The sequence below is a fragment of the Luteimonas sp. MC1828 genome (genome assembly GCF_016461615.1).
Classification (GTDB): domain Bacteria; phylum Pseudomonadota; class Gammaproteobacteria; order Xanthomonadales; family Xanthomonadaceae; genus Luteimonas.
The window spans coordinates 184,842-199,118 of sequence record NZ_JAEMNY010000002.1; the positions used below are offsets into that span (position 1 = coordinate 184,842).

The 14,277-nt window shown below is 67.3% G+C and carries 13 protein-coding genes; 2 read left to right on the forward strand and 11 right to left on the reverse strand.

Annotated features, from left to right (window positions below):
- Positions 1-25: 25 nt before the first annotated feature.
- The 8 genes from JHB91_RS10695 to JHB91_RS10730 all read right to left on the reverse strand — a co-directional run bounded on the left by JHB91_RS10695 (position 26) and on the right by JHB91_RS10730 (position 8,832).
- Positions 26-3,484 carry a PAS domain-containing hybrid sensor histidine kinase/response regulator gene (locus tag JHB91_RS10695; protein ID WP_199472851.1) on the reverse strand — a complete coding sequence of 1,153 codons (3,459 nt, stop codon included), beginning with the start codon at positions 3,482-3,484 and terminating at the stop codon, positions 26-28.
- Positions 3,485-3,613: 129 nt separating this feature from the next.
- On the reverse strand, positions 3,614-3,778 hold the full coding sequence (gene rpmG, locus JHB91_RS10700) for a 50S ribosomal protein L33 (protein WP_078757955.1): 165 nt from the start codon (positions 3,776-3,778) through the stop codon (positions 3,614-3,616).
- A 13-nt stretch (positions 3,779-3,791) separates the two neighbouring features.
- Positions 3,792-4,028 carry a 50S ribosomal protein L28 gene (rpmB, locus tag JHB91_RS10705; protein ID WP_182824244.1) on the reverse strand — a complete coding sequence of 79 codons (237 nt, stop codon included), beginning with the start codon at positions 4,026-4,028 and terminating at the stop codon, positions 3,792-3,794.
- Positions 4,029-4,274: 246 nt separating this feature from the next.
- The gene (locus tag JHB91_RS10710) at positions 4,275-5,657 is read right to left on the reverse strand and encodes an NHL repeat-containing protein (RefSeq protein WP_199472852.1); all 1,383 of its coding nucleotides are present in this window, start codon (positions 5,655-5,657) and stop codon (positions 4,275-4,277) included.
- A gap of 132 nt (positions 5,658-5,789) precedes the next feature.
- Positions 5,790-6,716: a ParB/RepB/Spo0J family partition protein gene (locus JHB91_RS10715; RefSeq protein WP_199472853.1), complete on the reverse strand. Its 927-nt coding sequence runs from the start codon at positions 6,714-6,716 to the stop codon at positions 5,790-5,792.
- On the reverse strand, positions 6,713-7,501 hold the full coding sequence (locus JHB91_RS10720; RefSeq protein WP_199472854.1) for an AAA family ATPase: 789 nt from the start codon (positions 7,499-7,501) through the stop codon (positions 6,713-6,715). The genes JHB91_RS10715 and JHB91_RS10720 overlap by 4 nt, the downstream gene beginning before the upstream one ends.
- 68 nt (positions 7,502-7,569) lie before the next feature.
- Positions 7,570-8,214 carry a 16S rRNA (guanine(527)-N(7))-methyltransferase RsmG gene (rsmG, locus tag JHB91_RS10725; protein ID WP_199472855.1) on the reverse strand — a complete coding sequence of 215 codons (645 nt, stop codon included), beginning with the start codon at positions 8,212-8,214 and terminating at the stop codon, positions 7,570-7,572.
- 24 nt (positions 8,215-8,238) lie between these two features.
- On the reverse strand, positions 8,239-8,832 hold the full coding sequence (locus JHB91_RS10730; RefSeq protein WP_199472856.1) for a 4'-phosphopantetheinyl transferase superfamily protein: 594 nt from the start codon (positions 8,830-8,832) through the stop codon (positions 8,239-8,241).
- A 111-nt stretch (positions 8,833-8,943) separates the two neighbouring features.
- Between JHB91_RS10730 and JHB91_RS10735 the strand changes: the two genes are divergently transcribed.
- Together JHB91_RS10735 and JHB91_RS10740 are read left to right on the forward strand one after the other, a co-directional pair.
- Entirely contained in the window at positions 8,944-10,335 is a 1,392-nt protein-coding gene (locus JHB91_RS10735) for an AMP-binding protein (RefSeq protein WP_199472857.1), read from the forward strand.
- 109 nt (positions 10,336-10,444) lie between these two features.
- Positions 10,445-10,702 (forward strand): GlsB/YeaQ/YmgE family stress response membrane protein, encoded by a 258-nt coding sequence (locus tag JHB91_RS10740; protein ID WP_199373942.1) that lies wholly within the window; start codon positions 10,445-10,447, stop codon positions 10,700-10,702.
- Positions 10,703-10,762: 60 nt separating this feature from the next.
- Here JHB91_RS10740 and xth read toward each other — a convergent pair whose 3' ends face one another.
- From xth to JHB91_RS10755, 3 genes are all read right to left on the reverse strand, one after another.
- Positions 10,763-11,536 carry an exodeoxyribonuclease III gene (gene xth / locus JHB91_RS10745; RefSeq protein ID WP_199472858.1) on the reverse strand — a complete coding sequence of 258 codons (774 nt, stop codon included), beginning with the start codon at positions 11,534-11,536 and terminating at the stop codon, positions 10,763-10,765.
- A gap of 347 nt (positions 11,537-11,883) precedes the next feature.
- Positions 11,884-12,051: a hypothetical protein gene (locus JHB91_RS10750; RefSeq protein WP_199472859.1), complete on the reverse strand. Its 168-nt coding sequence runs from the start codon at positions 12,049-12,051 to the stop codon at positions 11,884-11,886.
- Between the two features lie 57 nt (positions 12,052-12,108).
- A complete protein-coding gene (locus JHB91_RS10755) occupies positions 12,109-14,118 on the reverse strand; it encodes an ATP-binding protein (RefSeq protein WP_199472860.1) in 2,010 nt (669 codons plus the stop codon).
- Between the last annotated feature and the right edge of the window lie 159 nt (positions 14,119-14,277).

Here is a 14,277-nt window from a genome sequence, read left to right on the forward strand (position 1 = left end):
TGCAGGCGCCGCATGAGAGCGGCGGTCAAGCGTCGGCGCGTCGCTGCTGGCTGCGCTGTGCCGCCAGGAACGCACGCAGCGATGCCGGCTTGATCGGCTTGGTCAGCACCCGGTAGCCGCGTGCGCGCGCGGCGCGCTTCACCTGGTCGCTGCCGTCGGCGGTGACCAGCGCGCCGGGCAGGTGCGGCGCGTGTTCGCGCAGCGCATCCAGCGTGTCCAGGCCGTCGAGGCGGTCGTGCAGGTGGTAGTCGACCAGCAGCACGTCCGGTTCGCCGGCCATCTGCGCCAGCGCCTGGTCCACGGTGCCCGCGCGCAGCACGTCGATCTTCCAGCGGCCCAGCAGCACCGCCATGCCGGCGAGGATGTCGGGGTCGTTGTCCACGCACAGCACGCGCAGGCCCGCCAGCGAGTCCGGCAGGCCGCCGCCCTGAAACGTTTCCGGCGTCGGCTCGGCGTGCGCGGCGCGCGGCACGCGGATCGAGAACATGCTGCCGCGGCCGCTCCGCGAGCGCACGTCGAGCTGGTGGTCGAGGACCGCCGAGATGCGCTGGCAGATCGACAACCCCAGCCCCAGGCCCTGCTCGTCCCAGCTGCCGGGGTGCTCGAGGCGGAAGAATTCCTCGAAGATCTGCCGCAGGTGGTAATCGGGGATGCCCGGCCCGGTGTCCCAGACCTGCAGTTCCACCTCGTCGCCACGCGGCCGCGCGGCGAGCACGATGCGGCCTTCGCGCGTGTAGCGCAGCGCGTTGGCCAGGAAGTTCTGCAGCACGCGGCGCAGCAGGCGGCGGTCGCTGCGCACCGGCAGGTGGCCGCCGTGCACGCGCAGGTCGATGCCGCGCGCGGCCGCCAGCGGCGCGTACTGCGCGACCAGCTGCTCCATCAGCTCGGTGGCGTCGAAATCGCCGAGCTGCGGCTGCAGCGCGCCGGCGTCCAGGCGCGAGACGTCGAGCAGGCCTTCCAGCAGTTCCTCGGCGGCGCGCAGCGAGGTGTCGACGCGTTCGGCGAGGTGGCGCTGCTCGGCCACGGTGTCGCTTTCGCGCAGCGCGGAGGCGAACAGGCGCGCGGCGTTGAGCGGCTGCAGCACGTCGTGGCTGACCGCGGCCAGGAACCGCGTGCGCGATGCCTGCGCGGCTTCGGCTTCGCGGGTACGTTCGGCGACGCGCTGTTCGAGCGTCTCGTTGACCTCGCGAAGGGCGCCTTCGACCCGCTTGTACTCGGTGACGTCGCTGTAGCTGGTCACGTAGCCGCCGCCGGGCAGCGGCTGGCCACGCATCTCCACCACCTGGCCCGAGGCGCGCACGCGCTCGAACACGTAGGGCGAGCCGGCGCGCATGTAGTCGACGCGCTTGGCGATCTCCGCCTCGACGTCGGGGTTGCCACCGCCCAGCTCGCCGCGCAGCGCGTTGTAGCGGATCAGGTCGGCGACCGGGCGGCCGACGTAGAGCATGCCGTCCGGATAGCCGAACATTTCCAGGTAGCGCCGGTTCCACGACACCAGGCGCATGCCGCGGTCGACCACGCTGACGCCCTGGTCGAGGTTGTCGAGCGTGGCGGACAGGATCGCGCGGTCGAAGCGCAGGTCCTGGCCGGCCTCGTCGAGCACCGCGACCACCTCGGCCACGTCCATGCCCGAGCCCTTGAGCGCGCTGGTCAGCACCAGCCGTGCGGACGACGCACCGATCGCCGCCGCCAGCAGGCGTTCGGTGAACTGCACCCAGCTGCGGTCCGCCGCCGCCGCGGGCTGCAGTTCGCGCGCGCTGGCCAGCGCGTGGTCGTCGAACGCGCGGCGCGCGGTGGCCTCGCCGACGATGCGCCCGGCGAGCGTCAGCAGGTCGCCGACCAGCACGCCGCTGTGCGACACGCCGCTGCCGAGCGGCTCGCGCGCGGTGGAGTAGGGATCCAGGAACGGCGCGGTGCGCAGGCGCTCCTCGAAGCCGGGGCGCCAGCGCGCCGAGACCAGGAACAGCGTGCCGACGTTCACCAGCAGCGACCAGAACGTGCCGTGGGTCAGCGCGTCCCAGCCCGCGAGGCCGAACATCTGCCGCGGGCGCAGCCAGTCGAGGCCGAAGGGCCCGGCGACCAGCCACGTGCTGTCGAACCAGCCGGCGTCGGTCAGGGTCGGCAGCAGCAGCGTGTAGACCCACATGCCGAAGCCGAGCAGAAGCCCCGCCTCCACGCCCTGGCGGCTGGCGCCGCGCCAGTACAGGCCGCCGATCAGCGCCGGCGCGAACTGTGCCACCGCGGCGAACGACATCAGGCCGTAGGCGGCGAGCGTGGTGTCGCTGCCGCTGACGCGGTAATAGCCATAGGCCATCGCGGCAAAGCACACGATCGCCACGCGCCGGATCCACAGCACGGTGGACGCGACGTTGCCGTCGTGGCGCTGCGCCCAGCCGCGCGCCAGCAGCGGCGGCATCACCAGGTCGTTGCTGACCATGGTGGCCAGCGCCACCGAGGCCACGATCACCATGCCGGTCGCCGCCGAAAAGCCGCCGACATAGGCGAACAGCGCCAGCATGTCGTTGCCCTCGGCCAGCGGCAGCGCCAGCACGAAGGTGTCGGGCGCCACCGCGCCGTCGCTGCCGAACATCGCAACGCCGGCGCCGGCGATCGGCAGCACCGCCGCCGACACCAGGATCAGGTAGGTGCCGAACATCCAGCGCGCGCGGCGGATGTCGGCCACGTTCACGCATTCCACCACCGCCACGTGGAACTGCCGCGGCAGGCAGATGATCGCGGTGAACGCGAGCAGGGTCTGGCCGATGAATCCCACCGGCGGCGCGTTGTCGACCAGGGCGCGCGTCGCATCGGCCAGTGGCAGGTCGTTGGCGCCAAGCCAGCGCACCGCGAACACGCCGACGAAGATCAGCGCCACCAGCTTGACCATCGACTCCAGCGCGATCGCCAGCATCATGCCGGGGCGGTGCTCGGTGGCGTCCACCTGGCGGGTGCCGTAGAGGATCGCGAACAGCGCCATCAGCACCGCCACGTAGATCGCCGGGTCGCCGATGCGGTCGAGCACGGTGTCGCGGCCGCCGCCCAGCACATGCAGGCTCAGCGTGACCGCCTTGTACTGCAGCGCGAGGTAGGGCACTGCGGCCAGCAGGGCGATCAACGTGACCAGCGCGGCCAGGCGCTGCGAGCGGCCATAGCGCGCAGCGATGAAGTCGGCGATCGACACCGTGCTCTGGGTCTGCGCGATCAGCGCCAGGCGCTCGAGGATGCGCCAGCCGAACAGCAGCATCAGCAGCGGACCGAGGTAGATCGCGAAGTAGCCGATGCCGCTGCGCGCGGCGGTGCCTACCGCGCCGTAGAAGGTCCATGACGAGCAGTACACCGCCAGCGACAGGCTGTAGACCATCGGCCGCAGCCAGTTGCTTCCGGGGCGCAGGTGCACCGGATGGCGGTCGCCCCACCACGCCACAGCGAACAGCAGCGCGGCATAGCCGAGCGACACCAGCAGCAGCATCCAGCCAGGCAGCATCCGCGTCCCCTCAACCCGATGCCGGAGTTTAGGCCCACAACCGGGCGCGCGTGGTGCCGGCTGCTGGCGGGCCTGCCACGAAAAAGCCCGCCTTGCGGCGGGCTTTTCCTGGATCCGGTCGGCGGGACCTTACTTGATCTTGCCTTCCTTGTAGATCACGTGCTTCCGGACGACGGGATCGTACTTCTTGATCTCCATCTTGTTCGGGGTGTTCTTCTTGTTCTTGTCCGTGGTGTAGAAATGCCCGGTGTTGGCCGAGGAAATCAGACGGATCTTGTCGCGCTTGCCTGCCATTGTCGTGTGCTCCTCAGACCTTTTCGCCGCGGGCGCGGAGATCGGACAGGACGACGTCAATGCCGTTCTTGTCGATGGTGCGCATGGCGGCAGCGGAAACGCGCAGCTTCACCCAACGGTTCTCACTGGCGACCCAGAAGCGGCGCTCGTGCAGGTTGGGAAGGAAACGACGACGGGTTTTGTTGTTGGCGTGCGAGACGTTGTTGCCGCTCTGCACGCGCTTGCCGGTCACCTGGCATACACGGGACATTACGCACCTCGATGGTGTTGGTTGCACCCCATGGCCTGGGGAACGGCGGCCCCGGCACACCCCTCAGGGCACGCCACGCGATACGGGTCTGTAGGCGCTGCCGAGGGGCGCCGGAATCGCATTTCCGGGCCGCCAGGGCCTTCCGCGAGGAAGGCGGGCGCAGCGAGCCGGGCATTTTGCTGCAATGCGGGGGGTCATTGCAAGACTTGGTCCCGCCGGGCCGCGGGGCACCCGTGGGCTGGGGGTCTATGCGCCCTGGCGGCGGGCGCGCTGGGGAGCGACGCAGGGTGCGATGTCCGAACGCAGGACTTCGGACCAGAGCACCATATCGAGGCCGGCGGGTTCGCCGATGCGTCCGGTGGCCACCATGCCCTCCACGCTGGATTCGAAACGCTGCAGCGCGCCGCAGGCCAGGACGTCGTTCGCCGCATTGCCGTCATCGAGCAACCGCCGCGCCTGCCTGAGGTGAAAGGCGGGCGCGTTCGCCTTCGATCGCAGGTTCTCGCGGTCGAGCGTCCGCTGCATGTCGCCGAGGCGCTCCACGGCGGATGGCGCGGCGACTTCGCGGACACGGCTGTGGCCGTAGTCACCCAGGAAGTACCGACCCGAGGCGGCAACGGCGAGGCCGATCGGTTGCCAGATCCAGGCATCGATCGCGGGGCCGTCATCGCCGTCGCCGGGTACGCCTGAGTCTTCACCGGTTCCGGCAACGGTCGTGATCGTACCGCCAGGGCTGATCCGGCGAACTCGATGGTTGAACGAGTCGAGGACGTACAGGTTTCCGTACGCGTCGAAACCCATGGAGTCGGGGGAGGCCAGCGTTGCCAGCCGCGCCGGTCCACCGTCACCGGCGAAACCTTCGACGCCAGCCGTTCCGGCGATCCTGTCGATGATGCCGCCGGGAGAAATCCTCCGGATCGTGTTCCACCCGTTCAGGTAGATGCTTCCGTCGGGACGCGCTTCGACATCGAACGGTGCCAGTACGCCTGCCGCCAGGGCTGGCCCGCCATCGCCGCCTTCGCTCTCCTGCCCGGTCCCGGCGATCGTGGTGATGATGCCCGAGGCGGCCACCTTGCGGATGCGATGGTTGTCGGTATCGGCGATATAGACATTGCCCGCGGCGTCCACCGCCACGCCGAACGGCCTGCCGAGTGTCGCACCCGTGGCCGGGCCGTTGTCGCCGCCGAAACCGAAGTTGCCGTTGCCGGCGAACGTGGTGATCGTGCCGTTGGCCGCGATCCTGCGAACGCGACTGTTGTTGCGGTCCGCGACGTAGATGTTGCCGGCGGCATCGATCGCGAGTTCCGTCGGGCGATTCAGGCTGGCCGAAGTCGCGGGGCCACCATCGCCGCTGAAGCCGGCCACGCCGTTACCCGCGATCGTGGTGATGATGCCCTGGCTGTCGATGCGACGGATGCGGTGGTTCCAGGTGTCGGCGATCACGACGCTTCCATCGCCGTCGAGCGCGACACCCTGCGGCCGATCGACTTGGGCCTGCACCGCCGGGCCGTCGTCGCCGCTGAATCCCTGCTCCCCGTTGCCTGCATGGTTGCCGATGTTCTGCGCGGCAACGCCGGAGGACGCCACGGAAACCACCAGTGCGAACCAGGCGGGCAGCAGACGGTTCATCGCGTTCTCCAGCTTGAGTGGCGCTCCCTGAAATCTGGGAAACGCCGAGACCCGGCCAGGACGGACAAAGTGACAGCCCCGAAATGAAGAAGCCCGCCATTTGGCGGGCTCCGGTCGTGGCCAGCCCCCGCTTCAGGGCGTGCCGCGCAGGCGCTCCAGCACCCCGTCCAGCGTGTCCAGGTCGCTGTAGTGGATGACCAGGCGGCCCTTGTTGCCGCGGCCGTGGGCGATGCTCACGCGGGTCGCGAGCGATTCGGAGAGCTCGGTCTCCAGCGCGGCGATGTCGGCCTGCGGACGCGCCCTGCCGGTGGTGGCCTTCTTGCGGCTGCTCGCCGGCACGCGGCCGGCGGCGAACTGCTGGGCGCGGTGTTCCACCTCGCGCACCGACCAGCCGTGCTCGGCGGCATCCGAGGCCAGCTTGCTGGCCAGCTCCGGCGACAGCGTCAGCAGCGCGCGCGCGTGGCCCATCTCCAGGCGCTTGGCCTCGAGCAGGAGACGGATGGCGGGCGGCAGCTCAAGCAGGCGCAGCAGGTTGGAAACCGCCGCGCGCGAACGGCCGACGGCCTCGGCAGCCTGGGCGTGGGTGAGGTCGAATTCGTCGATCAGGCGCTGCAGCGCCTGCGCTTCCTCGAGCGGATTCAGGTCTTCGCGCTGGATGTTCTCGATCAGCGCCATCGCGACCACGGTGCGGTCGTCGACATCGCGCACCACCACCGGCACTTCGGCCAGGCCTGCCTGGCGCGACGCGCGCCAGCGGCGCTCGCCGGCGATGATCTCGTAGGTGCGATCGGGCAGCGCGCGCACCACGATCGGCTGGATCACGCCCTGCGCCTTGATGGATTCCGCGAGCTCGGAAAGCTTGCCCGGGTCCATCTGTCGCCGCGGCTGGTACTTGCCGGGCGCCAGTGCGTCGACCGGCAGCGAGTGCAGGGTGTCGCCGGGACGCGCCTCGAGCACCGGCGCCTCGGCGGCCTTGGGTCCGAGCAGGGCTTCCAGCCCGCGTCCGAGCCCGCGCTTCTTGGCCACGCCCTTCGCCGGCGCGTTCTTTGCAGCGGTCATGCCGCCTTCTCCTTCTGTTCGCGTTCGCGCTGGCGACGCAACACCTCCCCGGCGAGGCCGAGGTAAGCGATGGCGCCGCGCGAACCGCGGTCGTAGCCGACGATGCTCTGTCCGTGGCTGGGGGCCTCGGCCAGGCGCACGTTGCGCGGCACGATGGTGCGGAAGACCTGGTCGCCGAAATGGCTGACCAGTTCGGCCGAGACCGCGTTGGCGAGGTTGTTGCGCACGTCGAACATGGTGCGCAGCACGCCCTCGATCTGCAGTCCCGGGTTGAGCTTGCCCTTCAGCGCCTCGATGGTCGCCAGCAGCGATGTGAGGCCTTCGAGCGCGTAGTACTCGCACTGCATCGGCACCAGCACGCTGTCGGCGGCGGTGAGCGCGTTGAGCGTGAGCAGCGACAGCGCAGGCGGGCAGTCGATGATGATGTAGTCGTACCTGGGTCGCAGCGGGTCGAGTGCGCGCCTGAGGCGCTGCTCGCGGCCTTCCTCGTCCATCAGCCCGATCTCGGCGGCGGTGAGGTCGGTGTTGCCCGGCATCAGGTCGAAGCCTTCCGGCGTGGCGACGATGGCGTCGCTGGCATGCACTTCCTCGAGCAGCACGTCGCAGGTGGACGCCGTGACCTCGCGCTTGTCGATGCCGCTGCCCATGGTGGCGTTGCCCTGGGCGTCGAGGTCGACCAGCAGCACGCGCTGTGGCGTGGCGGCGAGCGCGGCGGCAAGGTTCACCGCCGTCGTGGTCTTTCCGACGCCGCCTTTCTGGTTGGCGATGGCGATGATGCGGGCCATGGGCTCCGGCTGCCTCGATGCAGGGAATACGACGGGGATCCCCGGCCACACCCCGGCCGGGTCGGTGATTATGCCCCGCCGCGGGCCGCGCGTCGCACCACCACGAGGTGGCGTTCGGCGTCAAGACCGGGGACGGCGAGCGGATGCACGGCTTCGAGCCGCCATTCGCCGGGCAACGCGGCGATCTCGGCGTCGGGCCTCGCGCCCTTCATCGCCAGCAGGCGGCCTTCGAGCGCGAGCAGGTGCCCGCCGGCGGCGAGGATGTCGGGCAGGGTGGCCATGGCGCGCGCGGTGATCGCGTCGAACGCACCAGGCTGGTCGACGGCCTCGGCGCGGCATTCCGCCACGCGCGCGTTCGCCAGGCCGAGCGTGCGCACCGCCTCGCGCAGGAACCGCGCCTTCTTGCCGTTGGATTCCACCAGCGTGACCTGGAGCGCAGGCAGCGCGATCGCCAGCGGGATGCCGGGCAGGCCGGCGCCGGTGCCGAGGTCGGCGAGCGTGGCGACATCGCGCACGTGCGCATGCATCGACAGCGAATCGAGCAGGTGGAGTGTGACCATGTCGCCCGGGTCGCGGATCGCGGTCAGGTTGTAGGTGCGGTTCCAGCGCGCCAGCAGGTCGAGGTAGGTGGCCAGGGGCGCGGCCAGCGCCGGGGCGAGGTCGAGGGCGGCAAGTCCGGCTTCGAGCGTGGCGTAGTGGCGGGGATCGGTCATGCCCCCATTGTAGGCGGCGCGGCCTCAGGGCCAGTGCGGGCGCCAGGCGACGGTGGCGAGGTAGTCGGGTGCGGGGCGGAACGCGTGCAGCGTCCAGTCGCCGGGCGCGCCGAGTGCCGGGTCGCAGTCCACCAGCGCCCAGTCGTCGCCCTCCGGCGCGAACACCAGCCGGTGCAGGCCGAACGACAGTCCCTGGCCGTGGGCCTTGAGCACCGCCTCCTTGGCGCACCACAGCCTGACGAATGCGGCTTCGCGGGCGTCATCGGGCAGCGCTGCCAGCGTGGCCGCCTCGCTGGCGGCGAAGAAGCGGTTGGCCAGCACCTGGGCCTTGGGCCGCGGACGCTCGAACTCGAGGTCGATCCCGATCCGCACGTCGGCGGCCAGCGCCATCAGCAGGCCGTCGCCGCTGTGGCTCCAGCTCGTGTCGAACCCGCCGTGATGGGCGCCCAGGAGCGGCCGGCCGTGCATCTCGCGGGTGATGTGCAGCGACGCCGGCGGGCCGCCGAGCTGAACGGCCAGCCAGGTCCGCACCAGCGGTTCGGCGGGCTCGCCATGGCGGTACGGCTGCCAGGCGCAGCGGACGGGACCGACCTGGAGCTGGCCGGGGGCGAGCGGCATCGGTGCGGTGATCCTTGGGGACTCGGGTTGGCCAGCGTAAAGTAACGCCGTGGTTGCATGGGCTTCGGCCGCGAACAGGGGGCGCTCGCGCGCCAGGGAGTATCCAGCAACATGTCGGCTGTCATCGAAACCCATCCGCGGCAGCAAGCCGCAGCCGTTCTGGCTTCGCCGCTGGCGTCAGGCGTGCCTGCGCGTGCCGTGGCGTTTGGCGCTGGCGGCCCCGTGGCGCTGGCGGATTTCGTGGCGCAGGCGACGGCGCTGGCGGCGCTGCTGCCTGACAGGCCGTACGCGGTGAACCTCTGCGAGCACCGCTATGCGTTCCTGGTGGCGTTCGCCGCGGCCACGCTGCGCGGCCAGACCACACTGCTGCCACCGTCGCGTACGCGCGCCGCGATCGATGAAGTCTGCGCCCACCACCCCGACAGCTACTGCCTGGGCGACAGCGATGCCGCCGGCTACGAGGCCATCGCACCGCTGCCGCAGTACCTGCGCCTGCCAGACCCCCTGCCGTGCGGCGACCGCGACGGCGCCATGCCGCTGGTGGCGGGCGATGCCACGGTCGCCATCGGCTACACCTCCGGCAGCACCGGCGCACCCAAGGCCAACCACAAGACCTGGCGCAGCTTCGTGGCCAGCACGGCGCAGAACATCGCCGCGCTCGCCGGCCTGCTGCCCGATGGCGCCACCGCGCACATCGTGGCCACGGTGCCGCCGCAGCACATGTACGGCATGGAGATGTCGGTGCTGCTGCCGCTGGTGGGCGGCGTGGCGGTGCACGATGCGCGGCCGTTCTTCCCGGTCGACATCGCCGCCGCGCTCGCCGACGCGCCGTTGCCGCCGCTGCTGGTCACCACGCCCGTGCACCTGCGCGCGCTGGTCGAATCGGGCATCACGCTGCCGCCGCTGGCCGGCATCGTCGCGTCCACGGCCGCGTTGCCGGTGGAGCTGGCGGTCGCCGCGGAAGCCCGCTTCGGCTGCGAGGTGCGCGAGATGTTCGGCTCCACCGAGACCTGCATCCTGGCGCGCCGGCGCACGGCTTGCGAGGAGGAATGGACGCTGCTGCCCGGCGTTGAACTGCATCCACAGCCCGACGGCACCCTTGTGCATGCCGCCCACCTCGCGGCGCCCGTGGCGTTGGCCGACATCGTCGAGCTGCGCCCGGACGGACGCTTCCGCCTGTGCGGCCGGCAGTCCGACCTGCTGGAGATCGCCGGCAAGCGCGCCTCGCTCGGCGACCTCACCCGCCGCCTGCTGGCGATCCCGGGTGTCCGCGATGCCGCCCTGCTGCAGCTCGATCCCGACGCCTTCGGGGTGCGCCGGCTGGCCGCCGCCGTGGTGGCGCCGGAGCTCGACGAAACCGCCATCCAGGCCGCGCTGCGCCAGGCGATCGACCCGGTGTTCCTGCCGCGTCCGCTGCGCCTGGTGACGGCGCTCCCGCGCAACGAGACCGGAAAGCTGCCGCGCGAGGCGCTGCTCGCATTGCTCCAGCACGGCGGGCCCTGAGCCCGTCCAGGGCGCCTCGCCGCTACGCAGCCGTCACGCGGAGGCCGGGAGACTGCGCCGGCGCCGTCCCAGATACGGGTTCGGCCCCCGTGACCACCTGGAGAATCGAATGAATTTCATCATCTACCTGATCGTCGGTGGCATCGCCGGCTGGCTGGCCAGCATGATCATGCGCACCGACGGACAGCAGGGCCTCCTGCTCAACATCATCGTCGGCATCATCGGCGGCTTCCTCGGCGGCTGGTTGCTGCCGGCCATCGGCCTGGGCCTGGGTGGCGGCTGGGTCGGCTTCCTGATCACCGCATTGATCGGCGCGGTGATCCTGCTCGCCATCGTCAACCTGTTCCGGCGCGGCAGCGTGCGCTGACCTGATCAGGTCGGTGTGAAAAAGGCCCGGCACTGCCGGGCCTTTTTTTTTGGTTTGCGTTCAGACGCCCAGGCGCACCCACGCCGGGGCGTGGTCGCTCGGGCGCTCCCAGGTGCGTGGCTCGCGGTCGATGCCGCTTGCCACGGCCTCGGCGCGCAAAGCGTCGGACACCAGGGTGAGGTCGATGCGCAGGCCGAGGTCGCGACGGAACGCCGCCTGGCGGTAGTCCCACCAGCTGAACACGCCGGCCTCGTCGTTGTGCAGGCGGAACGCGTCGTGCAGGCCAAGATCCAGCAGGGCGCGCAGCGCATCGCGCTCGGCGGTGGAGGTGAGGATGTGCCCCTCGTTCCACACCGCCGGATCGTGCACGTCGCGAGCGTCGGGAGCGATGTTGAAATCGCCCACCACCACCAGCCGCGGATGCAGTGCGCGCTCGGCCGCCAGCCAGTCGCGGACCGCTGCCAGCCAGCGCAGCTTGTAGGCGTACTTGTCGGTGCCGACGTCCTGGCCGTTGACCACGTACAGGTTGACGATGCGCACGTCGCCGACGGTGGCCGCGATCACCCGCTTCTGCTCGTCCTCGAATCCCGGGATGCCGACCTGCACGTCGGCGGGCGCCTGGCCACGCGCGAGGATCGCCACGCCGTTGTAGGTCTTCTGCCCCGAGAACACGCTGCGGTAGCCGAGCGCGGCCAGCGCGTCGTCGGGGAAGCGCGCGTCGTCGAGCTTGGTCTCCTGGATGCCGACGACGTCCGGCGCGGCGTCCTTCAGCCATTGCTCGAGGTGCGGCAGGCGCACGTTGAGCGAGTTGACGTTCCAGCTGGCGATTTTCACGGCCTAAAAAATCTCTTTATATATCAATAAGACAACTTGGTTTAGCGGTGGAAATTTTTCTTCAGCTACCCAGCTGGCTACCCAAATTTTGAGGATTGGGCCGGCAAGGGCGGGCGCCGCAACCCGACTCTCTGTTAAGGCTACAGCAGCCATCCGGGCGCCAGCGCAGGGCGCCCATCGGCTGGACGGTGGCTCAAGTGAAGGCTTGCTTCGGTTGTTTCGGGTAGGGAGAGGGCGCGCGCAGGCCGAATGCATGCGGGGCCTGCAGCGGTGTCTGTGGACGAGCTCTGGTGACTGGCTACGCGCGCGTGACTAGGCTCCTGAGTGCGGTGAGGGGAGCTTGCGACTCAATCCGATACCCAACCCGACCCGATCAACGTCGGCAAGTTGACGCTGGCGCCATCGCTTTCGTGAACCACAACGCGATCGCGGCCCTGCTGCTTGGCGAGGTATATCGCGACATCCGCCCGGGCGAGCCATTGCGCCGCATCTTCGCCGGCGTGCAGCAATGCCATCTATTCCCCTTAGGAATTGTGGGCCTTGAATCCGCCTTCCCCGGAAGCAGGCGAACCCTAGATACCAAGCTTGTGGAAGAAGGCTCTGTTACGCATCCCTGCGTCCTTTAGCACTTTGTCCCAGCTAAGAACTTCGATGTAGAGGTTGATGTTGTCGTACCAATTGAACCAACCTAAAGCATCGGGCATCACCTTAAAATTCTTCTGTCGCTTCAGCCACGTCTTGACCTTTTCGGTGAGGTCGCAAACCACATAACCATAAAATGGCGTGTTCTCGGCCACCAAGATACTTCGCCCTTGGGGTGTCTTGAACTTCCCGTCTTGGATGTTGTTCACGTAGCGAACTATCTGCTCAATGGGATCCTCTTTCGATGCGGCGTTGGCGAAGTCATCCCGCTGCGGCTTTTTGAATTCAAATATCGTCACCGGATTGCTCGGCTCGTTATCGCCGCGGTAGGCAAAGGGATGATCAAAGCAGATGATGTCGGGCCGCTCGGTCTTAGCACCATTCAGCGGAACATCTGACGACAGGTATCTTGTGAAGTTCAGACGCTCGTCAATGAGCCACAGGTTATGGTCTTCGTACCCGACGGACTCACTGTCCTTTCCGCGCGGAAAAATTATGTCGTGTACGAACCCTTCGCTCTTATAGTTGTTGCTAGCCGCAAGTTGCAGACTCTTCTCGAATAGCGCAAGCACGTTCTTACGGAGAGCAACGTAATGAACGAGATCGTTCTTGCTAGTTTCGGAGATGCGCTCAACGATGTCAGATATGCCCGATTCGAAGGCACCAACGCTCGCATCATTCAAGATTCGATTGACATCACGCCGAATCTTGACTTCGTCTTTAAACTTCTCCTCTTGCAGTCGCGCCTCAATCTCCTCATGCGAGGGATTGTAAGGAAACTGACTGAGGTCAACTTTCTTGATGATGGTCCTATGCCAAGGGGCCTCATGCTCGACGTACGAGGTAATTTGCGCAGCCTTCTTCTGCTGTCGCGAAAGCACTTCCGCCGAAATTGCACACTGCGTCAGTTCGGCGGCCTTCTTTTCGATCTGAAACTGCGAAATGCCATGTAACGCGTCATGTTCCTTCTGAAATTCGAACCCGCCTCGCTCCAAGGACACATGTTTATTCAGGTATTCCCCGAACACGTATGTTTTTACCACGTAGTTCCGACCGGTCTCCGGTGCGTCGCCTCTTCCCTTCTCGTAAAAGTCCTCCGAGAACTCAGGAATGTAGCTCTGAGTAGGGACTTCGGTGACTTCGCGGTTATGAGCTACGAGGCTGATCTTGCTCTTAGCATTTCTTGGGGAGAAGAACTTGAAGATGCGCACTTTGAAGTCATAGGTGCTTCCGTTTGCATCGAAGGAGAACGTTTGGTCGATGGCGCGAATCTCGCTTATCACTGCGGAGCTTTCGTGAAGGTAGTCATTTAGGACCACCTCTTCACTTGCGTCGGCCTCCTTCAGAACGATGCGCGGGCATACATAGTTCTCGGCAATCAAGTAGGGAAGAAGCTTCTCCACTAGGGCGCGAGCAATTGTCGACAGCTTCTTGTCTAGTCCGGCCTTCTTTGCCGACTCTAGTCTGATTAGTGTGCCTGTCTCAGATCGGATTGCCGGACCGATCCGCTCATTTACGATGATTTCCGTTTGTTTTCCCATCTCGAACTGCCTGCGCTTGAGAGCGCCTTCGCTGACAAAGGTGCTATCAATTTCAACGTTCTCGAAGTATTTAAGGCAAGTGAAACGGCCAAAACCCTTACCGCCCTGACTGATCTTGTTGTCCGTGTAGAGCGTGTCGAATGCGTCACGATTGACATCGTCAAACCCTATCCCGTTGTCCTCAACCAAGAAGGATTCGACCGCAGGAATGGAGCTGTCCTCTCCTTGCATCTCAAGCTGGGGCGACCTACTCACGGCGACCGTCACGCAACCGGGTTTCGCGCTAGTCATAGATTCGATAGCCTGAATCGCATTTACGATCAGCTCGATCACCGGCGTATAGATGGTCGTACCGCTCTTGATGTTCTCAACAGCGCGCTTAATGTGAACATTGCTCATAGGACGAAACTTCCGATGTAAGCGTTCATTGAAATCCTGTTTGGTCGAAGGTTCGCCGAGCACTTGGGCGCTGCCTAACGGAGCAATGGCGCTGACTAATGCTCCGGACCTGTCTCATCTGTTTAGACTACCGTGACGACGGTCATTCCGTCCCAGTCC

Coding starts and splice junctions, on each gene's coding strand:
- JHB91_RS10695 (WP_199472851.1), bottom strand. CDS start 3,484: ATGCTGCCTGGCTGGATGCTGCTGCTGGTGTCGCTCGGCTATGCCGCG.
- rpmG (WP_078757955.1), bottom strand. CDS start 3,778: ATGGCAGGCAAGCGCGACAAGATCCGTCTGATTTCCTCGGCCAACACC.
- rpmB (WP_182824244.1), bottom strand. CDS start 4,028: ATGTCCCGTGTATGCCAGGTGACCGGCAAGCGCGTGCAGAGCGGCAAC.
- JHB91_RS10710 (WP_199472852.1), bottom strand. CDS start 5,657: ATGAACCGTCTGCTGCCCGCCTGGTTCGCACTGGTGGTTTCCGTGGCG.
- JHB91_RS10715 (WP_199472853.1), bottom strand. CDS start 6,716: ATGACCGCTGCAAAGAACGCGCCGGCGAAGGGCGTGGCCAAGAAGCGC.
- JHB91_RS10720 (WP_199472854.1), bottom strand. CDS start 7,501: ATGGCCCGCATCATCGCCATCGCCAACCAGAAAGGCGGCGTCGGAAAG.
- rsmG (WP_199472855.1), bottom strand. CDS start 8,214: ATGACCGATCCCCGCCACTACGCCACGCTCGAAGCCGGACTTGCCGCC.
- JHB91_RS10730 (WP_199472856.1), bottom strand. CDS start 8,832: ATGCCGCTCGCCCCCGGCCAGCTCCAGGTCGGTCCCGTCCGCTGCGCC.
- JHB91_RS10735 (WP_199472857.1), top strand. CDS start 8,944: ATGTCGGCTGTCATCGAAACCCATCCGCGGCAGCAAGCCGCAGCCGTT.
- JHB91_RS10740 (WP_199373942.1), top strand. CDS start 10,445: ATGAATTTCATCATCTACCTGATCGTCGGTGGCATCGCCGGCTGGCTG.
- JHB91_RS10750 (WP_199472859.1), bottom strand. CDS start 12,051: ATGGCATTGCTGCACGCCGGCGAAGATGCGGCGCAATGGCTCGCCCGG.
- JHB91_RS10755 (WP_199472860.1), bottom strand. CDS start 14,118: ATGAGCAATGTTCACATTAAGCGCGCTGTTGAGAACATCAAGAGCGGT.